This is a genomic window from Amycolatopsis sp. NPDC051061 (genome assembly GCF_040682935.1).
Taxonomy (GTDB): domain Bacteria; phylum Actinomycetota; class Actinomycetes; order Mycobacteriales; family Pseudonocardiaceae; genus Amycolatopsis.
Genome location: NZ_JBFBBZ010000013.1, coordinates 196,236 through 218,584, shown reverse-complemented (window position 1 = coordinate 218,584; position 22,349 = coordinate 196,236). Strand labels below are relative to the sequence as shown.

The window sequence follows — 22,349 nt, the reverse complement described above, 5'->3', positions numbered from 1 at the left end:
TCCGGATAGCGCGCATGAGCAACTAACCGGAGGTCTCTTCCGCCGGTGAACACAACCGGCCGACGGTGCCGGGGGCGCAGGCCACCGTGCTGACGACACCGCCGCGAAGGAATACTCCCCTCACAGCGCGTCCAGTTTGCCGGTTCTCCCCGGCCGAGCGCCAGCCGGAATCGCGCACGTCACCGTGTTGGTCCTGTAATTTCGGTCACCTCGGTCCACCAGGCGGTCACGAGCGTGTGATCGAGGTGAGCCGGTGAGGACACTCTCAGGAAACTTCACATACGGTCACCCCGTGCCCCGACTCCCGCTCCCGCGTACCCGCGGAGCCCGCCTCACCGCGCTCGCCGTCGTCGTCGTGGTCCTGGCCGCCGGCGCGGTCTTCTGGATCACGCGGCCCGCCGCGCCCGCGCCGGTGCCCACCCAGGACGCGTTGATCGACATGCCCGCCGCCCCCGGGTCGGCGGAGCAGGTCAAGATCGACACGACCACCTACCTGCCCGCCACCGTGCCCGCACCCGCGGTGCTGCTCGCGCACGGGTTCGGCGGGGACAAGAACAGCGTCGCCGACGACGCGCGCGAACTCGCCCGGAAGGGCTTCGTCGTCATGACGTGGTCCGCGCGCGGGTTCGGCAAGAGCACCGGCAAGATCGGGCTCAACGACCCGGACGGCGAGGTCGCCGACGCGAGCCGCCTGATCGACCGGCTCGTCGCACAGCACCAGGTGACCACCGACGCCGGCGGCGACCCGCAGGTCGCTGTCACCGGGGCCTCCTACGGCGGCGCGCTCTCGCTGCTGCTGGCCGGCACGGACAAGCGCGTCGACGCGATCGCCCCGGTGATCACCTACAACGACCTAGCGCAGGGCCTGGTCCCGAACGCGGCGACGCCCGGCCTCGAGGCCTCGGGCACCCCGGCCGCCGGCGCCTTCGCGACCGACGGCGTCTTCAAGAAGAGCTGGGCCGGCATCTTCTTCTCGGCCGGTTCCGGCGCCGCCTCCAGCGGCTCGCCGTCGGCCGAAGCGCCGGAAGCCGGGCAGCAGACGGACGCCGGGTCCACCGGCGCCGCCGGGAACGCCGCGGCGGCCGTCCCGGCCGTGCCCCCGGGCGCGGGCGGCGGTCGCCAGAGCGGGCCGGCCGACCCGTGCGGCCGGTTCACCGCCGCCGTCTGCCGCGCCTACACCGAGCTCGGCACCACCGGGCAGGCGAGCCAGGCCAGCGTCGACCTGCTGCGCCGCGTCTCCCCCGTGTCGGTGACGAACCGGATCTCCGTGCCGACCCTGCTGGTCCAGGGCGAGAGCGACACCCTGTTCGGCCTCGACCAGTCCGACGCCACCGCGCGGCAGATCACCGCGGCGGGCGGCAAGGTGCGGACGATCTGGTACACCGGCGGCCACGACGGCGGCAAGCCCGGGCCGCAGCTGCGCGCGAAGATCGCGGACTTCCTGTGGACCGCCGTCCAGGGCGGCGACCCGGGCACCGGGTTCAGCTACGACGTCCAGGGCACGTTGCGCGCCAACGGAACGCCATCGGTCCGCACGGTCAACGCAGACACCTACCCCGGGCTGACCGGCCCGGCCACCGAGCGGCGGCTGCTGGCGATGGCCGGCCCCGCGCAGGCGATCGTGCGCCCCGCCGGGGCGAACCCCTCGGCGGTGAGCGGGATCCCCGGCCTCAACGGCGTAGCGAGCAGCACGTCGCGGCTGGGCGCGCTGTTCAGCAACGACCCGCCGGGCCAGGCCGCGCAGTTCACGACCGCGCCGGTGGACGGGCAGGTCGTCGTCAGCGGCTCCTCGACCGTGCGGCTGCGGGTCGCCGCGGACCCGGCGCACCCGCAGCCGGACGCGGTGCTGTTCGCGAAGCTCTACGACGTCGGCCAGGACGGCTCCCGGGTCCTGCCGGCCAACGCGATCGCGCCGTTCCGGGTGAGCGGGCTGCCCGCCGATGGCACGCCGGTCGACGTCACCGTGACGCTGCCCGGCATCGTCCGGCCGATCGAGGGCGGGCACTCGCTGCGCCTGGTGATCGGCACGACCGACCAGGCGTTCGCGACGCCGGCCGCGCCCGCGGTGTTCCGGGTCGCGCTCGCCGGCGGCACCGCTTTGGCCGTGCCGGTCGTACCCGGGACGTCCGTCGGCTCGCCGGCCCCGGTCGGGCAGCTGGCCGGCATCGGCGTGACGCTGGTGATCGCCCTGGCCGTGGTGCTCTTCGCGGCGCTGCGCCGCCGCCGGGCCACCGACGTCGATCCGGAGCTGGCCAAGACGCCGCTGGTCATCGAGGGGCTGCGCAAGGAGTACCCGGGCGGGTTCGTCGCGGTGAACGACCTGTCCTTCCGCGTCGAGCCGGGCCAGGTGCTCGGCCTGCTCGGGCCGAACGGCGCGGGCAAGACGACCACGCTGCGGATGCTGATGGGCCTGATCACGCCGACCCAGGGCCAGATCCGGGTCTTCGGGCACAAGATCACCGCGGGCGCGCCGGTGCTCTCGCGCATCGGCTCGTTCGTCGAAGGGTCCGGGTTCCTGCCGCACCTGTCCGGCCGGTCGAACCTCGAGCTGTACTGGGCGAGCACCGGACGGCCGGCGGAGAAGGCGCACTTCGCGGAGGCGCTGGAGATCGCCGGGCTCGGCACGGCCGTCGACCGGCGCGTGCGGACCTACAGCCAGGGCATGCGGCAGCGGCTGGCGATCGCGCAGGCGATGCTCGGCCTGCCGGAGCTCATGGTGCTCGACGAGCCGACCAACGGGCTCGACCCGCCCCAGATCCACCAGATGCGCGAGGTGCTGCAGCGGTACGCCGCGACCGGGCGCACCGTGGTGGTGTCCAGCCACCTGCTGGCCGAGGTCGAGCAGACCTGTACGCACGTGGTGGTCATGCACCGCGGCGCGTTGGTCGCTTCGGGCGAGGTCGGCGAGCTGGCCGCGGCCGGCGGCGAAGCCACGTTCCGGGTCGACGACCCGGCAGCGGCCGCCGCCGCGCTGAAGGCGGCCGACGGGGTCACCTCGGTCGACGTCGACGGCGATCTGGTGCACGCCGACCTCGACGGGCTGCCGCGCGCCGAGGCGGTCGCGGCGCTGGTTCGCGCCGGCGTCGCGGTGGAGCAGGCCGGGCCGAGGCGCCGGCTGGAAGACGCGTTCCTGCAACTGGTCGGAGAAGAGTCGTGAACAGCTCGCAATCGGGTGTGCACACCGATCCGCACGCGCTCGACGAGCTGAGCGACGTCGCGTCGCACGAGCACGCCGGGGTCGGGCCGGACGGCGCCGTCGAGGGCTACAGCGCCCGGCGGACGCTGCGGCTCGGCGTCGAGCTGCGGCGCCAGCTCAAGCGGCGGCGCACGCAGTTCCTGCTCGGCTTCGTCGCGATCCTGCCGTTCATCCTGGTGCTCGCGTTCGAGGCCGGGCAGTCGAACCCGAACCGGCGCAGCGGCGGGTTCGTCGACCTGGCCACGGCGTCCGCGCCGAACTTCGTCGTGCTGGCGCTGTTCGTGTCCGGAACGTTCCTGCTGCCGATGATCGTCGCGCTGTTCTTCGGCGACACCATCGCGAGCGAGGCGTCGTGGTCGAGCCTGAAGTACCTGCTGGCGGTCCCGGTGCCGCGGCAGCGGGTGCTGCGGCAGAAGGCGATCGTGTCCGGGCTCCTGTCGGCGGCGGCGCTGGTGCTGCTGCCGCTGGTGTCCCTCGGCGTCGGGGTGCTCTGGTACGGCGCGGGCGACGCGATCAGCCCGACCGGCGACGCGGTGTCCTTCGGCGACAGCCTGCTGGCCATCGCACTGTCCACTGTGTACATCATCCTGCAGCTGGCCTGGGTGGCCGGGCTGGCCCTGGCGCTGAGCGTGTCGACCGACGCCCCGCTGGGCGCGGTCGGCGGCGCGGTGCTGGTGGCGATCCTGTCGCAGATCCTCGACCAGATCACGGCGCTGGAAGGGCTGCGCAACTACCTGCCGACGCACTACGCGTTTTCGTGGATGGACCTGATCTCGACCGACGTCGACTGGACCAACCTGGCGAGCGGCCTGCTTTCGGCGGTCATCTACGGGACGGTGTTCTTCCTCTACGCCGGGCGGCGGTTCGCCCGGAAGGACATCACCAGCTGATGACCGCCGTGGTGGAGGGCCACCGGCCGCCCGCACCGCTGGTGAAGGCGTTCAACGTGGTGCTTCGCGCGCTGCTGCCGAGCCCGCTCGGGCGCGGCGTCCGCGAGTTCATGCTGCTCGCCTTCACCGGCCGCCGGTCCGGACGCCGCTACCGGGTCCCGGTGACCGCGCACCGCGACGCCGGCGGGCTGTCCGTGCTCACGCCCGCCGGCTGGCGGCTGAACTTCACCGGCGGCGCGGACGCCGACGTGACGTTCGCCGGGCGGACCACGCGGATGCACGGCGTCCTCGTCGACGACGAGGACGCCGTCGTCCGGATCTACCTGGACCGGATCACCGAACTCGGGCTGCGCGGGGCGGCGCGGCAGATCGGCCTCCGGTTCCCGGCCGGCCGGCTGCCGACGGCGGCCGAGGTCGCCGGGTTCGTGCGGCGGGAGCACTTCGGCGTCGTCCGGTTGAGCGGCCGGACCTGAGCGTCCGGGGTACGGTCGGGCCGTGCCGATCACCTTGGACAGCCACCACGACGTCGCCGTGCTGCGGATCGACCACGGCAAGGCCAACACCCTCGACAGCGACTCCTGCCGCGACCTCGTGCTCCGGCTCGAGGAGGCCTCGCAGGCCCGCGCCGTGGTGCTCACCGGCACCGGCCGCATCTTCTCCGCGGGCGTGGACCTCAAGCGGATCCACGACGGCGGCGCGGCGTACGTGTCGGAGTTCCTGCCGCTGCTGTCGGACGCGCTGCTGGCCGTGTTCGGCTTCCCGCGTCCGGTGGTCGCCGCGCTGAACGGGCCCGCCATCGCCGGCGGCGCCGTGCTCGCCGCCGCGTGCGACCACCGCGTCCTCGGGCCCGGCACCATCGGCGTCACCGAGCTGCTGGTGGGGGTGCCCTTCCCGCTCGCCGCGCTGGAAATTCTGCGCTGCGCCTACGGCACGGCCCCGCTGCCCGCCCTCACCTACTCGGGCGAGGTCTACGGCGGCGAAGACGCCCTCGCGCGCGGCTTGGTCGACGAGCTGGCTCCCCCGGACGAGGTGCTCGAGCGGGCGCTGGCCGTCGCGGCCCGGCTCGGCGAGCTGCCCGCCGAACCGTTCGCGCACACCAAGGCCCAGCTCCGCCAGCCCTTCCACGAGCGGATCGCCGAGCACCGCCACACCGACGACCCGGAGGTCGAGCGGCAATGGCGCTCGCCCGCGGCGCTCGCCGCCGTGAAGTCCTATGTGGACGAGGTGCTCCGCTAGGCGGCGCGCACGCCGCTCTCGGCGAGGGCCTTGATGCCTTCGACCGTCTTCTGCATGTTGCCCTGCAGCTCGCCCAGCCGCATCGCGACGATCTCCTCCTCGTGCTCGGGCATCGAGCCGATGATCGTCGTCAGGTTGGACGGGCCGGGACCGATCTGGGCCCACTGGCGCAGGATCGTGCCGTCGCCGTCGGGGACGAGTTCGAAGCGCCACGACGCGGCCGGGTTCGTCACGTCCATCACGGCCCACGCGAACAGCCGCTCGGGCTCGTAGCCGGTCACGGTCGAGACCGTCTCCCACTCCCCGGCGACCGGGTGGGAGTTGCGGCCGCGGAACTGCGCGCCCAGGCCGGGCTCGGACCCCTCGACCCAGCCACCGCCCTGGAACTCGTTCGAGAACCGGGCCGGCAGATCGATGTCCAGCAGCCAGGACCAGACCTCGGCCGGCCGCGCGGCGATGCGGACTTCGACCTGGGTCGTAGGGCAGTCGGAAACCTTCATGGCGGACCCCTCGCTCGATGCCGGTGCCTACGGCTTCGGACCGTAACGTGGTGCTGATCACCCGGACAACTCGCACGGTGCCCGCGGTTGCGCACGGTGGAGGACGCGCGCGCCACCCGCCGAAAGTCGGAATCTGACCGATTCTGCGCCCGGACAGCCGATTGCCGACCGCGGCCGGTTCTGTGAGGGTCCCACGGGGAGATCCGAAGCCGGGGAGGGTGCGTCCATGCGCAGACTGTTCACCGCCGTCGCGGCGGCCGTGCTGGCCGTGGTCGGGCTCGCGCCCGCCGCGGGCGCGGCGACCGACATCGAAGCCGCCCTGCGGAAGATCCCCGGCCTGACGATCGTGCAGGAGGACCCGGCGCCGGCCGGGTTCCGGTTCTTCGAGCTGACCTTCACCCAGCCCGCCGACCACCGCCACCCCGGCGCGGGCACCTTCCAGCAGCGGTTCACCCTGCTGCACCGCGACTTCGCCGCGCCGACGGTGGCCTTCACCAGCGGCTACAACGTCAGCACCGCGCCGAACCGCTCCGAGCCGACGCAGCTCGTCGACGGCAACCAGCTTTCGATGGAGTACCGGTACTTCACGCCGTCGCGGCCGCAGCCGGAGAACTGGGCGAAGCAGCTGACGATCTGGCAGGCCGCCGCGGACGAGCACCGCGCGGTGCAGGCGTTCAAGGCGATCTACCCGGGCAAGTGGCTGGCCACCGGCGGCAGCAAGGGCGGCATGACCGCGACGTACTTCCGGCGCTTCTTCCCCGACGACGTCGACGGCACGGTCCCCTACGTCGCGCCCAACGACGTCATCGACCCGATCGACGTCTACAACAAGTTCCTGTCCCGGGTGGGCGACGACCCCGGGTGCCGTAACGCGCTCAAGGCCATCCAGCGCGACGCGCTGAAGCGGCGTGACGAGCTGGGCGTGATCGCCGCGGCGGACGCGGCCAAACGCGGCCTGACGTTCTCGATCGTCGGCTCGGCCGACAAGTCCCTCGAGATCTCGGTGATCGACTCGTACTTCGCGTTCTGGCAGTACCAGAAGCAGGCGGACTGTGCGACGGTGCCGGCGCCGGGCGCGCCCGCGGCCGACGTCTACGCCTGGTACGAGAAGGTGGAGAGCCTCAACACCTACTCGGACCAGGACCTCGAGCCGTTCATCCCGTACTACTACCAGGCGGCCGCGCAGCTGGGTTCGCCCGAGGCGTACGACGGCTACCTGCGCGACCTGCTCCGCTACCCCGGCGCCGACCAGCCGAAGACGTTCGTGCCTTCGTCGGTCAAGATCCCGCGGTTCGACTACCTGGCGATGCCGGACATCGACTTTTGGGTGAAGTCCCGCGGCACCCGGCTGCTGTACGTGTACGGCTCGAACGACCCGTGGGGCGCCGAGCCGTTCGAGCTGGGCTTCGGCAGCCGCGACTCGTACCGCTACTACGTGCCGGGCGGCAACCACGGCTCGAAGATCGCGCAGCTGCCCGCGGCCGACGCCGCCGCGGCGACCGCGACGGTCCGGCGCTGGGCGGGGCTGCCTGCGTCCGCCGCTTTGACGGCTCGCAGCGCCCCGGCCGGGTTCCCGGACTTCGACGCCGACCTCACCCTCGCGGCGCGGCCACCGCTGTGAATTTCACGGCTGGGACTTTCCTCGGGCCGGGCGTAGTCTCACGGCACCTTGTCTCACGGCACCCTGACGGCCCGGCCTGAGGAGGCACACATGCCTCGTCCCGTCCACTTCGAGATCCACGCGGGCGACCCCGAACGCGCGGTGGCCTTCTACACGGCGGTGTTCGGCTGGAAGTTCGAACGCTGGGGCGAGGTCCCGTACTGGGTGATCACGACCGGCGAGGGCGACGGCATCGACGGCGGGCTGGTCCCCCGCGTCGGCCCGGCCCCCGAGGAGTCGGCGCCGGTGCACGGTTTCGTGAACACGATCGACGTCACCGACCTCGACCACGCGCTCGCCGCCGTGACCGAGGCGGGTGGATCGCTGGCGCTGCCGAAGAACCCGGTGCCGGGCGTCGGGTGGCTGGCGTACGTCAAGGACACCGAAGGCAACATCTTCGGCATGCTGCAGCCGGACTCGGAGGCACCGGCGCCGGGCTAGGGCCGCTTCGCCTTCGGCAGCCTTCGAACGACGTCGTCGTAGGAGGCGTCGATGAGTTCTTCGAGTTCGGCGCCGGGGACACCGGCGCCGAGCTCGACGCGGTTCCAGCCGTAGCGGCCGAGGTAGTCCATGACGGTGACGGAGTCCGGGTACCGTTCCCGGACCTCGGCGGCTTCGTCCTTGGTGGCCCCGCATTTGACGGCGACGCTGCCGGGCTCCTCCTGCCCGATGAAGGCGAAGCCCTTGCCGCCGACCTTGGCGACGAGCACGTGGTCACCGAAGGGGTAGGTCTCCTCGGCCCCGGGCTTGCCGAGGCAGTGGGCGACGACGGCTTCGATGTTCACTGCTCGAGCTTGACGAGGTCGAGGTCGGTCTGCGGGAAATCCTGGCCGATGCAGAGCAACGGTTCCCTGGCTATCTTGGCCGTCGCGTAGCAATGGCAATCGCCCAAGTTGAGCTTCGCCGAGTGCCTGCCCTTTCCGAACCTCTGGAACGCCTCGATGGCAACTTCGGCATGGCGGTGGTCGAACGGGAGCGTGACCACCCCCCACTCCTGCAGGAACCGTTCGAACAGGCTCCGGCCCCGCATTCCGAACTTGGCCTGCAGGACGATTCCCGCCTCCGCCCTGGTCGGTGCACCGATCTTGGGCTCGGCGGCCGTGATCAGTGCCCGCTCGAGGACCATGCTTTCCGGCTCGCGGTTGATCATCGCGATGATGGCCGACGAATCGATGATCACACGCCCTCCGGTCCGAAGCCGAGGATGTCTTCCTGCTCTTCCTTGGAGATCGGCACGCCCAGCTGATCAGGTGGCAACTGGGACCAGACCTCCTCCTCCAAGAAGCGATGCAACCGCGCAAGTCGCTCTTCGGGCGTTTCCGTGTCCGCGAGCAGCTGGTCACGCCGCAGACGCAGCGCCTCCCGGACGGCACCGGTCTTGGTGTCGCCCGTCAGCTCGGCGACCTCGGCGGCCAAGCGCTCGGCCTCCGGGTCCTTGATGTTCATCGCCATGGTGTAACCATACCGCGCAGGGTGTAATACTCGATCGGACGACCGGCGTCACTTGATGCCGGCGGCGTCCATCCCCCGGAGCTCCTTCTTCAGGTCCTGGACTTCGTCGCGCAGCCGGGCGGCCAGCTCGAACTGCAGGTCGCGCGCCGCCTGCATCATCTGGTCCGTCATCTGCTGGATCAGGTCCGCCAGCTGGGCGCGCGGCATCGCCGACACGTCCTTGTCCACCAGCATCCCCGAGCTGCGCACCCGGTCGCCCTGCTCCGGCTTCTTGCCGCGGGAGGAGTTGCGGCCCGAGCCGCCCACCGAGACCTGCTCGGTGTCCTCGGCCTCGCTGTAGACCCGGTCGAGGATGTCGGCGATCTTCTTCCGCAGCGGCTGCGGGTCGACCCCGCGCTCCACGTTGTAGGCGACCTGCTTCTCGCGGCGGCGGTCCGTCTCGTCGATCGCGTGCTTCATCGAGTCGGTGATCTTGTCCGCGTACATGTGGACCTCACCCGACACGTTTCGCGCCGCGCGGCCGATCGTCTGGATCAGGGACGTCCCGCTCCGGAGGAAGCCCTCCTTGTCCGCGTCGAGGATCGCCACCAGCGACACCTCCGGCAGGTCGAGCCCCTCGCGCAGCAGGTTGATGCCGACCAGCACGTCGAAGTCGCCCGCCCGCAGCTGCCGCAGCAGCTCCACCCGGCGCAGCGTGTCGACCTCCGAGTGCAGGTACCGCACCCGGATGCCCAGCTCCAGCAGGTAGTCCGTGAGGTCCTCGGACATCTTCTTCGTCAGCGTGGTGACCAGGACGCGCTCGTCCTTCTCCGCGCGCTCCCGGATCTCGTGCACCAGGTCGTCGATCTGGCCCTCGGTCGGCTTCACGACCACCTTCGGGTCGACCAGGCCCGTCGGCCGGATGACCTGCTCGACGAACTCACCGCCCGCCTGGCCCATCTCGTACGGGCCGGGCGTCGCCGACAGGTACACCGTCTGCCCGATCCGGTCGGAGAACTCCTCCCAGGTCAGCGGCCGGTTGTCGACCGCGCTCGGGAGGCGGAAGCCGTACTCCACCAGGTTGCGCTTGCGGGACATGTCACCCTCGTACATGCCGCCGATCTGCGGGACCGTCTGGTGCGACTCGTCGATCACCAGCAGGAAGTCTTCCGGGAAATAGTCGATCAGCGTCGCCGGAGCGGTGCCCGGACCGCGGCCGTCGATGTGCCGCGAGTAGTTCTCGATGCCGGAGCAGAACCCGACCTGGCGCATCATCTCGATGTCGTAGGCCGTGCGCATCCGCAGCCGCTGCGCCTCCAGCAGCTTGCCCTGCTTCTCCAGCTCGGCCAGCCGGTCTTCGAGCTCCTTCTCGATGCCCCCGATCGCCTTTTCCATCCGCTCCGGGCCCGCGACGTAGTGCGTCGCCGGGAAGATCCGGACCTCGTCGACCTCCTTGACGATGTCCCCGGTCAGCGGGTGCAGGTAGTACAGCTTCTCGACCTCGTCGCCGAAGAACTCGACGCGGATCGCCAGCTCCTCGTACGCCGGGATGATCTCGACCGTGTCCCCGCGCGCCCGGAACGTGCCGCGCGCGAAGGCGATGTCGTTGCGCGTGTACTGCACGTCCACGAGCGCCCGCAGGAACACGTCGCGGTCGAGCTGCATGCCGACCTTCAGCTTCGACGACCGGTCGAGGTAGGACTGCGGGGTGCCCAGGCCGTAGATGCAGGACACACTCGCGACCACGATGACGTCGCGCCGCGACAGCAGGTTCATCGTCGCCGAGTGCCGCAGCCGCTCGACGTCGTCGTTGATCGACGAGTCCTTCTCGATGTACGTGTCCGTCTGCGCGATGTACGCCTCGGGCTGGTAGTAGTCGTAGTAGCTGACGAAGTACTCGACCGCGTTGTGCGGGAACAGCTCGCGCAGCTCGTTGGCCAGCTGCGCAGCGAGGGTCTTGTTCGGCGCCATCACCAGCGTCGGCCGCTGGACGCGCTCGATCAGCCACGCCGTCGTCGCCGACTTGCCGGTGCCGGTGGCGCCCAGCAGCACGATGTCCTTCTCGCCCGCCCTGACCCGGCGTTCGAGGTCGTCGATGGCCGCCGGCTGGTCACCGGCGGGCTGGTAGTCGCTGACCACCTCGAAGCGGCCGCCGGTCCGGGGGATCTCCGAGACCGGGCGGAAGTCGGACTGGGCGAGCACGGGGTGTTCGGTTGCGAAAGCCACGTCGACCAGAGTAAGCCGACCCACCGACAATTTCCGTCGGGCCTGGTCAGCGGGGCCGGAACACCGTGACGGAGGTGACTTCGCCATCGGTCACGGCGCAGTGCAGGACGGCGCCGGGCACGGGGCCGTCCCCGAAGCAGGAGACCAGCACCCGGTCGGGGCCCGTCGCCTGGACCTCGGTGCGCGGGAACTCCCCGAGCACCTCGGCGACTTCCCCATCGGGTTCGGCCAGGTGGGCCAGCACCACCTCGCGCGGAGCGGGCGGCGGCGGGATCGGGAGGCCGTGGCCTTCGAAGAGGCGGTTCAGCTGGTCGGCGGCCGAAACCGCGCGCGGGAAACCCGCGAACGCGGCCGTCTGGACGACGACTTCGCAGACCTCGGCGGGCGACAGTCCCGAAGCGAGACCCGTGCGGAGGTGGACGCTCAACGGCGGGCCCACCATCCCGGCCGCGACGATCGCCGCCAGGGTGGCCGCCTCCCGCGTCCGGCTGTCCAGTGCCGGGCGTTCGTGCAGGTGGCCGTAGACCGTGCCGACCGCCAGCTCACCCAGCGCGGGGACGGTGGCGAACAGCGCGTCGAGCCGCTGCGCACCGCCCTCGACCAGCCCGGCGAAGGTCTCGCGGCCCCGGTCGTGCAGGTCCGCCATCGGCTCGGTCATCGGCCCTCCCCCTCAGCAACTGCAGTCGCAGCAGTCACAACAGTCGCAGCAGTCGCAATCGCAACCGCAGCCGGAGTGGGGTTTCCCGCTCCACGGACCAGGATAGGGATCGCGGCAGCAGAATTGGCACGTGCAGCACATATAGGGAGTGAGCGCGCAGCCGAGGAAGAAGTTGCGCTTCTTCGGCGGGACGGCGAACTTCGGGTACCAGAGGCCGCCGCCCTTGCCGTCGAGCGGTTCTGGATCATCGGAATCGCCGGGCCCATCGGGACCCCCAGGTCCGCCGGGGCCACCGGGCCCACCTGGACCACCGGGGCCTCCCGGACCTCCTGGCCCGTTGGGGCCGCCTGGGCCCCAGCTGCCGGGAGCACCCGGTGGCGGAACCGGCCCCGGCGGCGGAAAGCCCTGCGGCACGCCGGATCCCGGGCCGCCCGGAGGCTGGTGCGGGTACTGCTGAGGAGCGGGCCCCCGGCCGATCCAGCCCGGCGGCGGCTGCTGCGGATGCTGCGGCGGCGTGGGCCCCGGCCCGATCCACCCGGGCGGCGGCTGCTGCCCGATGTCCGAGCCGTGGACGTGCGCCGAGCCGGCCCCCGAGCCGTGGGCGTGCGCCGAACCGTGCCCGAAGGCGCGCCGCACCGCCTGCCGCAGCTCGTGGACCAGCAATGCGTGCACCAGCCCCGGCTCCGCGAAAGCAGCCTCCCGCAGCGCCAGCTCCACACCCAGCACAGCGTCGTCGCACAACCGCCGCGCCTCGGCCCACGAGGTTCCCGTGGCCCGCAACGGATTCCACGCACCGGCCGCGACATCCGCCGCGTAGTCCTCCACCGCGTCCAGCAGGTGCGCCACCCGCCCGAACAGCCGGCCCGCCTCCGCCAGCGGCGCCGCGTTCCCCGGCCGCCCGGCCAGCTCCGCCGTCCGCGCGAACGCCGCGGAAGTGGCCAGCTCGGCGGGCTCGGTCGCGAGGAGCGCCGAGTCACCGAAACGAACGGAATGCTCCAGCAAGCCCTGTCTCGAGACCGCGTCCACCAACACCGAGGTGTCGAACCCGACCCGGCCGCCGGTGCTGCTGCCCTGCGAAGCCCACCGGGCCGCGACCCGCCGCGCGGCCATGGCCACCGGACGCCGGCCGAAGGCGCCGTCGCGGTCCTCGACGTGGTCGTCCACCTTCGCCGCGGCCAGCACCAGCGACACCGCCGCCGCGAGCTGGGCGCCCTCGCCGCGCGCCACCGACGCCGCCCGCATGCCCCGAAGCGGGCACGGCCCGGCGTCGCGGCGAAGGTCGGCGCGCGGCGTCTGGGCCTCGACCAGCGCGGAGATGATCAGCCCGTCGTAGTTCGTGACGACGCGGGCCAGCTGCCCGTGTTCGTCACGCAGCGTGAGACACAACCCGCAGAGGTGAGCGAGCCAGTCCGCGTGCAGGCCTTCGGACAGCCGATGCCGGCACGGTCTGATGATTCCGAACACGCCCGGCTCCCCTCACCCACAGTCGCCGAACCTTAGCCCGAACGTGTGGCGCGAGCGTCGCTTGTGCGCGATTCGTGATCCGCCCGGCAGGATGAGCGCCATGGCCGCACTGCACCCGCCGAAGGTCGAGGTCTTCGATCCCGCCGCGCGCGCGAACATCGACCCGAAGGGGATCCTCCGGGAGGTCGAGGAGTACCGCGAGGAGCCGTTCGGCCTGTACCTCGCCCGCCCCACGCCCGGTCGCGCCCAGTTCCACTACCTCGAATCGTGGCTGGTACCCGGCCTCGGCCTGCGGCTCACCGACTTCTGGTTCTCCCCCGGCCACGTACGCGACCAGGACTTCTACCTCGACGTCGTCCGCGTCCGCCGCGACGGCCCGCGCTGGGTCGCCACCGACCTCTACGTCGATCTGGTGCTCAAGGACAAGCTGTCGCTGCGGGTGATCGACACCGACGAGCTCCTCGAAGCCCACGCCGCCGGTCTCGTCACCGCTGAAGACGCGCAGTACGCGCTCGAGACCACCTACGCGACCGTGGAAGGGCTGGCCGCGCACGGCTACGACCTGACCGCCTGGCTGTCCACGAGGGACATCACGCTGACCTGGCGGCGCCACCCTTAGGCGCCGCCGCATCCTCCGAACGATGGATGCGATGCGGACCGTTCTGATGACGCGCCGCACCGGCCCGGCGCGGGATTCTCGATCCAGCGGAAACGGATCGAGAAGGGGGACGGCGCGATGCCGGTCATCGAGGTCGAGCACCTGCACAAGCGGTACGGGGACAAGGTCGCGGTCGACGACGTGTCGTTCACCGTCGAGCGCGGCGAAATCTTCGGGATCCTCGGCCCGAACGGCGCGGGCAAGACCACGACCGTCGAGTGCCTGGAAGGACTCCGGACGCCCGACAGCGGCCGGCTCGCGGTGCTGGGCCTCGACCCGCGCCGCGACCGGGCCGAGCTGCGCCAGCGCGTCGGCGTCCAGCTCCAGGAGAGCCGGCTGCAGGACAAGCTGCGGGTCGGCGAGCTGCTCGAGCTCTACGCCGCCTTCTACCGCTCCCCGGCGGACCCGGACAAGCTGCTCGACACGCTCGGGCTCACCGAGCACCGCGCCACGGCGTACAAGAAGCTCTCCGGCGGCCAGCAGCAGCGGCTCTCCATCGCGCTCGCGCTGATCGGGAGCCCGGAGCTGGCGGTGCTCGACGAGCTCACCACCGGCCTCGACCCGCAGGCCCGGCGCGACACGTGGGACCTGATCGAGACCGTGCGCGCGCAGGGCGTGACGATCCTGCTGGTCACGCACTTCATGGCCGAAGCCGAACGCCTCTGCGACCGGATCGCGGTGATCGACGCCGGCCGCGTCGTCGCGGTCGACTCGCCCGCCGGGCTGGTCGCGCGGGTGTCCGACGAGCAGGTCGTGCGGTTCCGGCCCTCGGCGCCGCTGGACCCCGGGGTGTTCGAGGCCCTGCCCGAGGTCCGGAAAGCCGAGCGCCACGGCGATCGGCTCATGGTCACCGGCGGCGGGAACGTGCTGCACGCGGTGACGTCGCTGCTCGCCCGGCTCGGTGTGATCGCCGGGGACCTGCGGGTGGAGCAGGCCGGCCTCGACGACGCCTTCGTCGCACTCACCGGCCACCGGCCGGAATGAAGGGACCAGCCATGTCCGTCCTGACCAAGCTGACCACCGCCGAGGCCAAGGTGTTCCTGCGCGACCCGGGCGCCCCGGCCGTCGTCGTCGGCATCCCGCTCGCGCTGCTGCTGGTGTTCGGGCTGATGCCCGGCGCGAACCAGCCGGACCCGAAGTACGGCGGGCACAGCGCCCTGGCCACGGTGATCGCGCCGATGGCCGTCACGATCCTGCTGGCCATGCTGGCGCTGACGCTGTTCCCGAACGCCATGGCCACCTACCGCGAAAAGGGCCTGCTCAAACGGCTTTCCGCGAGCCCGGTGCCGCCGAGCCGGCTGCTCACCGCGCAGCTGCTGGTGAACCTGGCGGCCGCGGTCGTCGTGGTCCTGCTCATCGCGGGCGTCGGCGGGCTCGTCCTCGGCATCCCCTTGCCGGGCAACCCGGGTGGCTTCCTGCTGTCGATCGTCCTCGGCGCGCTCGCGCTGTTCTCCGTCGGCCTCCTGGTCGCGGCCGTGGCGCCGACCGGCCGTGCGGCGAGCGGCATCGGCAGCGCGCTGTTCTTCCCGATGCTGGCGCTGGGCGGGGTCTGGGTGCCGAAGGAGCAGCTGCCGGTCTTCCTGCAGCACGTCGCCGACGTCCTGCCGCTCGGGGCGACGCTCAACGCGCTGCGCGCCACCTGGGCCGGCGACGCCCCGGAGCTGCTGCAGCTCGGCACGATGGCGGCGTTCGCCGTCGTCTGCACCACGATTTCGGTGCGGGTGTTCCGGTGGGAGTGACGACCGCACCCGCTCCGGCCCGGGTCCGGCCGGTCGCGCCGTTCGCCGTCGCCCCGGTGGCGATCGTCACGACGCTGATGGCGATCCCGTTGCTGTTGACGGCGAACCGGTACGGCTACTTCGGCGACGAGCTCTACTTCCTGGCCGCCGGGCGGCACCTGGCCTGGGGGTACGTCGACCAGCCGCCGCTGCTTCCCTTGCTGGCCAGGATCATGGACGAGGTCGGGCATTCGCCGTTCGTCCTGCGGATCCCCGCGATGCTGGCGATGCTCGGCGGGGTCGTGCTGACCGCGCTGATCGCCCGGGAGCTCGGCGGCGGCGCCAAGGCGCAGATCCTGGCCGCCGCGACCTTCGCCGTCTCGACGAACTTCCTGGCGGGCGGGCACTACCTCGCGACGTCCACAGTGGACCCGTTCCTGTGGACTCTGCTGCTGTGGCTGCTCGTCCGGTGGCTGCGCACCCGTGCCGACGGCCTGCTCGTCTGGGCCGGCGTGGTGACGGCGGTCGCGCTCTACGCGAAGTTCCTCGTCGGCGGGTTCTGGCTCGCCGCCGGGGTCGCGCTCCTCGTCTGTGGTCCCCGCGAACTGCTGCGCCGGCCCGCGTTGTGGCTCGGCGCCGCGATCGCCGTCGTAGCGCTGGTGCCGACGCTGCTCTGGCAGGCCGCGCACGGCTGGCCGCAGCTGGACATGGGCGCGGCGATCTCGCAGGAGGTCGGCGGGACCTGGGGCGGCCGGCTGACGTTCCTGCCGACGGCCTTGCTCACCGCCGGCCTCCCGGTGGGCGCCATCCTGCTGGGTTATGGCCTGTGGCGGTCGCTGCGCAGCCGTGAGCTGCGCTTCCTCGGCTGGACGACGCTGCTGCTGACCGTCGTGTTCCTGGCGGTGAACGGCCGGTTCTACTACGTCGCCGGGATGTACCCGCTGTGCTGGGCGGTGGCCGCGGTCGCGCTCGAACGCCGGGAGCCGGCGCGCTGGTGGCGGTGGATCGCGACCTGGCCGGCTTACGTGCTCGCGGTGGTGCTGGTGCTGCCCGTCGCGCTGCCGACCTGGCCCCGGGCGTGGCTGACCGAGCACCCGTCGCTGCCGTCGCCGGTGTTCGCCTTCGCGGAAATCGGCTGGCCGGAAGGGGCCCGCTCGGTGGCCGGCGTGTTCGCCCGGTTGCCCGGTCGGGACCACACGGCGGTGGTGACCGAGACGTACTGGGAGGCGAGTGCGCTCGACCGCTTCGGCCGCGACCTCGGCCTGCCCGAGCCGGCCAGCGGGAACCGCGGGTACGCGACGCTGGTCGTGCCGTCCGAGGGTGCGACGGACGTCCTGTTCGTCGGCGCCGACCCGCGGCCGCTGCTCGGGCACTTCGCCGACCTGCGGCCGATCGGCACGGTGGACACCGGTGCCGCGAAGCCGAGCCACTTCGACGGTGTGCCGCTGTGGCTGGCGACCGGCCGGACCGAGCCGTGGTCCGCGCTGTGGCCGAAGCTGGTGAACACCCACACGTGAGCGGGTGCCCGGCGTCACCATCCGCACGGTGGCGCCGGGTGGGCCCACGTAGGGTGCGGGAAGGACCGGCGCCGACCCAGGACAAGGAGCACGATGGACGCCGTAGCCGCGGCCCCCGCCCCGGTGAAAGCCGGGCTCGCCCCCTTCGCCCGGCTGCCGGTCGCGCTGCTCGCGCTGGGCACGGCCACCGCCCTGCTGCTGACCGCCGGCCGCTACGGCTACTTCGGCGACGAGCTGTACTTCCTCGCCGCCGGGAAGCACCTGGCGTGGGGCTACGCCGACCAGCCGCCGCTCGTCCCGTTCCTGGCCTGGGCGATGGACTCGCTGGCGCCCGGATCCCTGGTCGTCTTCCGGCTGCCGGCGATCGCCGCGACCGCGGCCGGGGTCGTCGTGACCGCGCTGATCGCCCGGGAGCTCGGCGGCCGGCGCAAGGCGCAGGCGCGCGCCGCGGCGGCGTTCGCGATCTGCGGGCAGTTCGTCGGCAGCGGCCACTACCTGGCGACGTCGACGATCGACCCGCTGCTGTGGACGCTCGTGCTGTGGCTGCTGGTCCGCTGGGTCCGCACCCGGGCCGACTCGCTGCTGGTGTGGCTCGGCGTCGTGACGGCCGTGGCGCTCAACGACAAGCTGCTCATCGGCGCGTTCTGGGTGGTGGCCGGGCTCGCGGTGCTCGTGTTCGGACCGCGAGAGCTGCTTCGCCGCCCGAAGCTCTGGCTGGGCGCGCTGATCGCCGCCGTCTCGCTGGTGCCCACGCTGCTGTGGCAGCGCGCGAACGGCTGGCCGCAGCTCGGCATGGGCGACGCGGTCGGTGCCGAGGTCGACGCGGCGGGCGGCCGCGAGAGCTTCGTCCCGAACCTCCTGGCCGGCGCCGGCTGGGTGATCGGCGCGCTCGGCGTCCTCTACGGCCTGGCCGTGCTGCTCGGGAGCAAGCAGCTGCGGCCGTACCGGTTCCTCGGCTGGACGGCGCTGGGGGTCGTCGCGGTCTTCCTGGTCGCCAACGGGCGGTACTACTACGCCGCCGGGATGTTCGGCGTGCTGTGGGCGGCGGCCGCGGTCCACCTGGAGGCGCGGGAGCCCGCGGTGTGGTGGCGGTGGGTGCCGACCTGGCCGGTGTTCGTGCTGTCGGCCTTGTTCAGCCTGCCGTTCACGCTGCCGCTCTGGCCGGCGCACTGGCCGGCCGATCACCCGGGCGCGCCGCGGCCCGCCTACGCGGCCGAAGAGATCGGCTGGCCGGACCTCGCCGACGACGTCGCCGCGCTGTACCGGACCGCGCCGCCGGGCACGGCCGTCGTCACCGGCGGCTACTGGCAGGCGGGCGCGCTCGGCCGCTACGGGCCCGAACGCGGCCTGCCCGAGGCCTACAGCCCGAGCCGGGGCTTCTGGTACTTCGGCCGGCCCGCCGACGACGCCGACACCGTGCTCTTCGTCGGCTACGACCCGTCGAAGCTCGCGAAGTACTTCGGCAGCGCGCACATCGCCGGGCAGGTCGGCAACCGGCTCGGCGTCGCCAACGCGAGCGCGCACATGCCGGTCTGGCAGCTCACCGGCCGGACCGCGAGCTGGGCGGCGATCTGGCCCCGGCTCAAGGACATGAGAGCGTGAGCCTCGAGGTCGACTGGGGCCGGCCGATGTGGCCGCCGGAGTCGGCGCGGACCCCGGATGGCTGGCAGCCGTGGCTGTTCCGGGCCGAGCGGATCCTGCCCGGCGTGCTGCTCGCCGTCGCGACCGTGGTCACCCTCGGCGTCGGCGGGCACGACGCCCGCTGGTGGGCGACCACCGGCGCCTTGGTCGCCGCGGCCGCGCTCTGGGTGCTCGGCACGGTGGTCCTCGCGCCGCCGCGGCTGCGCGAACGGCCGGCCTTCGCCCTGCTCACGTTCCTCGGCGTCATCGGGCTGGGCAGCGTGCTCGAAGTCCGGGACATCACGTTCCTCATCTTCATGGTCTTCGCGTTCCTGGCCGCCATGCGGCTGCGGCCCACGTGGCTCGCCTTCGCCGCGCTGGCGGTGACGTCGCTGCTGATCAACACCCTCGGCAACGGCGGGCCCGTGCACGCCCTGCGGGAGCGACCGGCGATCTGGATCACGATCATCGTCGTGCAAACCGCGGCCATCGGGGGCGGCGGTCTGCTCTCGACGGCCATCGCCCGGCAGAACGAGGAACGCCGGCGCATGCTCGACGACCTCGCCGCGGCGCACGCGGAAAACGAAGGCCTGCAACAACAGCTGCTCAGCCAGGCCCGGGAAGCCGGGATCCTCGACGAGCGGCAGCGGCTGGCGCAGGAGATCCACGACACCCTGGCGCAGGGCTTCACCGGCATCATCACCCAGCTCGAAGCCGCCGCGCTGGCCAAGGACGACCCCGCGGAGTGGCAGCGGCACCTGGGCTCCGCGAACGCGCTCGCGCGCGAGAACCTCACCGCCGCCCGGCGTTCGGTGCGCGCGCTGCACCCGGAGGCTCTGGACGCCGCGTCGCTGCCCGAGGCGCTCACCGGCGTCGCGGCCCGCTGGAGCGAGCGGACCGGCGTACCCGCCGTGGTCACCGCCACCGGCGACCGGCGGCCGCTGCACCCCGAGATCGAGTCGACCATCCTGCGCGTCACCCAGGAAGCATTGTCCAATGTGGACAAGCACGCCGCGGCCGGGCGGGTCGGCCTCACCCTGTCCTATATGGACGACGAAGTGACCCTCGACGTCCGCGACGACGGCGCCGGGTTCACCCCCGGGCCCGGTCCGGGCTTCGGGTTGCCCGGGATGCGGCGCCGGGTCCAGCGGCTCGCCGGTACGCTGCACGTCGAGTCCGAACCCGGCGGCGGCACCGCGATTTCGGCCGTCCTGCCCGCCGTCCCGTTCCCGCCGGAGGCCGCCCCATGACGATCACCGTGCTCATCGCCGACGACCACCCGATCGTCCGCGACGGGCTGCGCGGCATCTTCACCGGCCGCGGCTTCGAGGTCGTCGGCGAGGCGGCGAACGGTGCCGAAGCCGTCGTGCTGGCCGAGCGGCTGCGCCCCGACGTCGTGCTGATGGACCTGCGGATGCCGGGCACCGACGGCGTCGCGGCGATCACCGAGCTGGCCCGGCTGGGCAACCCCGCGCGGGTCCTGGTGCTCACGACCTACGACACCGACTCCGACGTCCTGCCCGCCATCGAGGCCGGCGCGACGGGCTACCTGCTCAAGGACGCCCCGCGCGAGGACCTCTTCCGCGCCGTCGAAGCCGCCGCCCGCGGGGAGGCCGTGCTCTCCCCCGCGGTCGCCAGCCGGCTGATGGGCCGGATGCGTGAGCCGGCGCGGGAACCGCTGTCCCAGCGCGAGCGCGAGGTGCTCACCCTGGTCGCCCGCGGGTCGACGAACAAGGAAGCGGCGAAGAAGCTCTTCATCAGCGAAGCGACGGTCAAGACGCACCTGATCCACGTCTACGCGAAGCTCGGCGTGAAGGACCGCGCGGCGGCCGTCGCGGTCGCGTTCGAACGCGGGCTGCTGGGCTCCTAGGGCTTCCAGCCGGTGGTCGCCGCCCACTTCTCCGCGCGGGCGAACACGCCGTTGACGAATTCCTGCTTCTCGTCCGCGTAGGCCGCGACGTTGCCGTCCTCGGCGTGCGCGCCGGCCAGCCGCAGCTTGACGTCGCGGTAGTCGTCGCGCTCGTCCGGGTTCGCGCGCAGGTAGTCGCGGAAGAGCAGCGCGAGCCGCCACGCGGGCGTCTCCTCGGACCGGACGTGCAGGTTCACCGCGCGCTTCGGGTCGGCACCGACGTGCAGGCGCTTCGGCCACGTCCCGGTGCCGTCCTGGGCGTCGTCGCGCCAGTCGCCTTCCAGCCGCGGGAACCCGGCGTCGGACAGCACCTCCCGCAGCGTGTCGGCGTCGTCCAAAGTGGACACGGTGAGCTGGAAGTCGAGGACGTCCTTCGCGGGCAAGCCGGGGACAGCGGTGGAGCCGATGTGGTCGGCGCGCCGGGCCAGGTGCCCCGCCGCGGCGCGGATCCGGGAGAGCACCCGCTCGGCCTGCGCCGGCCAGGTGAGGTCGTACTCGGCGATCTTCGGAGACACCGGCGGCCGCGGCCGCCGCAGCCGGACGTTCGCCTCGAACGGCACGAGGCGGTCGGCCCACAGCGCGTCGACGTCGGCGAGCACGGCGTCTTCGGCGCCGCCGTTGTCCAGGAGCACGTCGGCGACGGCGCGGCGCTGCTCATCGCTCGCCTGCGCCCGGATCCGGGCCCGCGCGTCCTCCTCGGCCATGCCCCGCGCCGTCACCAGCCGCCGGACCCGCACCTCGACCGGCGCGTCGACGACCACGACCAGGTGGTACGCGGTCGCAAGGCCGTTTTCGACCAGCAGCGGGATGTCGTGGACGATGACGGCGTCCGGCGCGGCGGCGGCCATCAGCTCGCCGGTGCGGGCGCCGACCAGTGGGTGCACGATCGCGTTCAACCGGCGGCGCGACTCGTCGTCGGCGAACGCCTTCGCGGCGAGCACGGGCCGGTCGAGCGAACCGTCGGCGGCCAGGATCTCCTCGCCGAACTCCTCGACGAGCCGGGCGAGCCCCTCGGTGCCGGGCTCGACCACTTCTCGGGCGATCCGGTCGGAGTCGATCAGCACGGCGCCGTGCTCGGCGAGCCGGTTCGCCACTGTCGACTTGCCGGCTCCGATCCCACCCGTCAACCCCACACGCAGCATGCCGATCACCCTAGTCAGGCCACCCGGGCCGCTCAGCGGTGCGCCCATTCGTGTGGCACGGGCGCCCACCCCGTAACACGGGTAATCGTTTTCCGATGCGTCGGGCAGCGGGTCACCCGCCCGCTTGGTCAAGGGAGGGACCATGAGGATGACGAAGATCGGCAGGACCGCGGTCGTGCTGCTGGGGGCGGGCGGGCTCGCCATGGCGGCGCCCGGCGTCACGACGGCGAGACCGGCCGAGCCGGTCGGCCACTGCGTCTCCGGTGTCTACCGGGTCCAGGTCGAGCCGTCCGGCCCGCTGTACGTGGTGAAGAGCGCGTGGATCCCCTTCATCACGACGTGCTCGAAGGGCGAGGTCACGGCGCCGCCCGCGTGACGGGCCGACGGGGGCACACGAACGGGTGATCCGCAAGGCGATCGTGACGCGTGACTCAACCGATATCCGGACACGCCGCGTTGCTTGCTCACCTTTGCCGGCCGGGCTGCGTACCGTCCGCGCGACAGGGTCGCCCACACGGAGGAAC

22 protein-coding genes are annotated in these 22,349 nt (G+C 72.4%); 14 read left to right on the top strand and 8 right to left on the bottom strand.

Going from position 1 to position 22,349, the window contains the following annotated elements:
* Positions 1-292 precede the first annotated feature (292 nt).
* From AB0N03_RS20100 to AB0N03_RS20085, 4 genes are read left to right on the top strand one after another with little or no spacing between them, the layout of a single operon-like run.
* The gene (locus AB0N03_RS20100; protein ID WP_364373554.1) at positions 293-3,157 is read left to right on the top strand and encodes an alpha/beta fold hydrolase; all 2,865 of its coding nucleotides are present in this window, start codon (positions 293-295) and stop codon (positions 3,155-3,157) included.
* Positions 3,154-4,086, top strand: a complete 933-nt coding sequence (locus AB0N03_RS20095; protein WP_364373551.1) for an ABC transporter permease subunit — start codon at positions 3,154-3,156, stop codon at positions 4,084-4,086. Before AB0N03_RS20100 ends, AB0N03_RS20095 begins: the two co-directional genes overlap by 4 nt.
* Positions 4,086-4,559 carry a hypothetical protein gene (locus AB0N03_RS20090; RefSeq protein WP_364373548.1) on the top strand — a complete coding sequence of 158 codons (474 nt, stop codon included), beginning with the start codon at positions 4,086-4,088 and terminating at the stop codon, positions 4,557-4,559. Before AB0N03_RS20095 ends, AB0N03_RS20090 begins: the two co-directional genes overlap by 1 nt.
* A 22-nt stretch (positions 4,560-4,581) precedes the next feature.
* A complete protein-coding gene (locus AB0N03_RS20085; protein ID WP_364373546.1) occupies positions 4,582-5,322 on the top strand; it encodes an enoyl-CoA hydratase/isomerase family protein in 741 nt (246 codons plus the stop codon).
* On the opposite strand, the gene AB0N03_RS20080 is transcribed toward AB0N03_RS20085, so the two are convergent.
* The gene (locus AB0N03_RS20080; protein WP_364373544.1) at positions 5,319-5,822 is read right to left on the bottom strand and encodes an SRPBCC family protein; all 504 of its coding nucleotides are present in this window, start codon (positions 5,820-5,822) and stop codon (positions 5,319-5,321) included. The genes AB0N03_RS20085 and AB0N03_RS20080 overlap by 4 nt on opposite strands.
* Positions 5,823-6,048: 226 nt before the next feature.
* Between AB0N03_RS20080 and AB0N03_RS20075 the strand changes: the two genes are divergently transcribed.
* Positions 6,049-7,443 (top strand): S28 family serine protease, encoded by a 1,395-nt coding sequence (locus AB0N03_RS20075; RefSeq protein ID WP_364373540.1) that lies wholly within the window; start codon positions 6,049-6,051, stop codon positions 7,441-7,443.
* A gap of 90 nt (positions 7,444-7,533) precedes the next feature.
* Positions 7,534-7,923 (top strand): VOC family protein, encoded by a 390-nt coding sequence (locus AB0N03_RS20070; protein WP_364373538.1) that lies wholly within the window; start codon positions 7,534-7,536, stop codon positions 7,921-7,923.
* Here AB0N03_RS20070 and AB0N03_RS20065 read toward each other — a convergent pair.
* Genes AB0N03_RS20065 through AB0N03_RS20040 form a run of 6 tightly spaced genes read right to left on the bottom strand, consistent with a single transcriptional unit; the run spans position 7,920 to position 13,261 of the window.
* On the bottom strand, positions 7,920-8,267 hold the full coding sequence (locus AB0N03_RS20065) for an MmcQ/YjbR family DNA-binding protein (RefSeq protein WP_364373535.1): 348 nt from the start codon (positions 8,265-8,267) through the stop codon (positions 7,920-7,922). The two genes, AB0N03_RS20070 and AB0N03_RS20065, sit on opposite strands and share 4 nt — an antisense overlap.
* Positions 8,264-8,662 carry a type II toxin-antitoxin system VapC family toxin gene (locus AB0N03_RS20060; RefSeq protein ID WP_364373532.1) on the bottom strand — a complete coding sequence of 133 codons (399 nt, stop codon included), beginning with the start codon at positions 8,660-8,662 and terminating at the stop codon, positions 8,264-8,266. Before AB0N03_RS20060 ends, AB0N03_RS20065 begins: the two co-directional genes overlap by 4 nt.
* A complete protein-coding gene (locus AB0N03_RS20055; protein WP_364373529.1) occupies positions 8,659-8,934 on the bottom strand; it encodes a type II toxin-antitoxin system VapB family antitoxin in 276 nt (91 codons plus the stop codon). The genes AB0N03_RS20060 and AB0N03_RS20055 overlap by 4 nt, the downstream gene beginning before the upstream one ends.
* 48 nt (positions 8,935-8,982) lie before the next feature.
* Positions 8,983-11,139 carry an excinuclease ABC subunit UvrB gene (gene uvrB / locus AB0N03_RS20050; RefSeq protein ID WP_364373526.1) on the bottom strand — a complete coding sequence of 719 codons (2,157 nt, stop codon included), beginning with the start codon at positions 11,137-11,139 and terminating at the stop codon, positions 8,983-8,985.
* A 46-nt stretch (positions 11,140-11,185) separates the two neighbouring features.
* Complete coding sequence (locus tag AB0N03_RS20045; RefSeq protein ID WP_364373523.1) at positions 11,186-11,797, bottom strand: carboxymuconolactone decarboxylase family protein; 612 nt, start codon at positions 11,795-11,797, stop codon at positions 11,186-11,188.
* 12 nt (positions 11,798-11,809) lie between these two features.
* On the bottom strand, positions 11,810-13,261 hold the full coding sequence (locus AB0N03_RS20040) for a DUF5685 family protein (protein ID WP_364373520.1): 1,452 nt from the start codon (positions 13,259-13,261) through the stop codon (positions 11,810-11,812).
* A gap of 100 nt (positions 13,262-13,361) precedes the next feature.
* Here AB0N03_RS20040 and AB0N03_RS20035 point away from each other — a divergent pair, with 100 nt between their 5' ends.
* The 7 genes from AB0N03_RS20035 (at position 13,362) to AB0N03_RS20005 (ending at position 20,644) form a co-directional block, all read left to right on the top strand.
* A complete protein-coding gene (locus tag AB0N03_RS20035; protein ID WP_364373517.1) occupies positions 13,362-13,880 on the top strand; it encodes a DUF402 domain-containing protein in 519 nt (172 codons plus the stop codon).
* Positions 13,881-13,997: 117 nt separating this feature from the next.
* The gene (locus AB0N03_RS20030) at positions 13,998-14,903 is read left to right on the top strand and encodes an ABC transporter ATP-binding protein (RefSeq protein ID WP_364373514.1); all 906 of its coding nucleotides are present in this window, start codon (positions 13,998-14,000) and stop codon (positions 14,901-14,903) included.
* Between the two features lie 11 nt (positions 14,904-14,914).
* Entirely contained in the window at positions 14,915-15,658 is a 744-nt protein-coding gene (locus AB0N03_RS20025) for an ABC transporter permease (RefSeq protein ID WP_364373511.1), read from the top strand.
* Entirely contained in the window at positions 15,649-17,154 is a 1,506-nt protein-coding gene (locus AB0N03_RS20020) for a glycosyltransferase family 39 protein (RefSeq protein ID WP_364373508.1), read from the top strand. The genes AB0N03_RS20025 and AB0N03_RS20020 overlap by 10 nt, the downstream gene beginning before the upstream one ends.
* Before the next feature lie 93 nt (positions 17,155-17,247).
* Positions 17,248-18,756, top strand: coding sequence for a glycosyltransferase family 39 protein (locus tag AB0N03_RS20015; protein WP_364373505.1), 1,509 nt, complete (start codon positions 17,248-17,250; stop codon positions 18,754-18,756).
* Positions 18,753-20,024 carry a sensor histidine kinase gene (locus AB0N03_RS20010; protein ID WP_364373503.1) on the top strand — a complete coding sequence of 424 codons (1,272 nt, stop codon included), beginning with the start codon at positions 18,753-18,755 and terminating at the stop codon, positions 20,022-20,024. The genes AB0N03_RS20015 and AB0N03_RS20010 overlap by 4 nt, the downstream gene beginning before the upstream one ends.
* On the top strand, positions 20,021-20,644 hold the full coding sequence (locus tag AB0N03_RS20005; protein ID WP_364373500.1) for a response regulator transcription factor: 624 nt from the start codon (positions 20,021-20,023) through the stop codon (positions 20,642-20,644). The genes AB0N03_RS20010 and AB0N03_RS20005 overlap by 4 nt, the downstream gene beginning before the upstream one ends.
* Here the strand turns inward: AB0N03_RS20005 and coaE are convergent.
* Positions 20,641-21,825, bottom strand: coding sequence for a dephospho-CoA kinase (coaE, locus tag AB0N03_RS20000; protein ID WP_364373498.1), 1,185 nt, complete (start codon positions 21,823-21,825; stop codon positions 20,641-20,643). The genes AB0N03_RS20005 and coaE overlap by 4 nt on opposite strands.
* Positions 21,826-21,967: 142 nt before the next feature.
* Here coaE and AB0N03_RS19995 point away from each other — a divergent pair, with 142 nt between their 5' ends.
* On the top strand, positions 21,968-22,201 hold the full coding sequence (locus AB0N03_RS19995; protein ID WP_364373496.1) for a hypothetical protein: 234 nt from the start codon (positions 21,968-21,970) through the stop codon (positions 22,199-22,201).
* Positions 22,202-22,349 lie beyond the last annotated feature (148 nt).

Excerpts from the sequence above, each read along its gene's own strand:
- AB0N03_RS20090 (WP_364373548.1), top strand. The coding sequence starts at position 4,086 with ATGACCGCCGTGGTGGAGGGCCACCGGCCGCCCGCACCGCTGGTGAAG.
- AB0N03_RS20080 (WP_364373544.1), bottom strand. The coding sequence starts at position 5,822 with ATGAAGGTTTCCGACTGCCCTACGACCCAGGTCGAAGTCCGCATCGCC.
- AB0N03_RS20075 (WP_364373540.1), top strand. The coding sequence starts at position 6,049 with ATGCGCAGACTGTTCACCGCCGTCGCGGCGGCCGTGCTGGCCGTGGTC.
- AB0N03_RS20070 (WP_364373538.1), top strand. The coding sequence starts at position 7,534 with ATGCCTCGTCCCGTCCACTTCGAGATCCACGCGGGCGACCCCGAACGC.
- AB0N03_RS20055 (WP_364373529.1), bottom strand. The coding sequence starts at position 8,934 with ATGGCGATGAACATCAAGGACCCGGAGGCCGAGCGCTTGGCCGCCGAG.
- AB0N03_RS20045 (WP_364373523.1), bottom strand. The coding sequence starts at position 11,797 with ATGACCGAGCCGATGGCGGACCTGCACGACCGGGGCCGCGAGACCTTC.
- AB0N03_RS20035 (WP_364373517.1), top strand. The coding sequence starts at position 13,362 with ATGGCCGCACTGCACCCGCCGAAGGTCGAGGTCTTCGATCCCGCCGCG.
- AB0N03_RS20030 (WP_364373514.1), top strand. The coding sequence starts at position 13,998 with ATGCCGGTCATCGAGGTCGAGCACCTGCACAAGCGGTACGGGGACAAG.
- AB0N03_RS20025 (WP_364373511.1), top strand. The coding sequence starts at position 14,915 with ATGTCCGTCCTGACCAAGCTGACCACCGCCGAGGCCAAGGTGTTCCTG.
- AB0N03_RS20015 (WP_364373505.1), top strand. The coding sequence starts at position 17,248 with ATGGACGCCGTAGCCGCGGCCCCCGCCCCGGTGAAAGCCGGGCTCGCC.
- AB0N03_RS20005 (WP_364373500.1), top strand. The coding sequence starts at position 20,021 with ATGACGATCACCGTGCTCATCGCCGACGACCACCCGATCGTCCGCGAC.
- coaE (WP_364373498.1), bottom strand. The coding sequence starts at position 21,825 with ATGCTGCGTGTGGGGTTGACGGGTGGGATCGGAGCCGGCAAGTCGACA.
- AB0N03_RS19995 (WP_364373496.1), top strand. The coding sequence starts at position 21,968 with ATGAGGATGACGAAGATCGGCAGGACCGCGGTCGTGCTGCTGGGGGCG.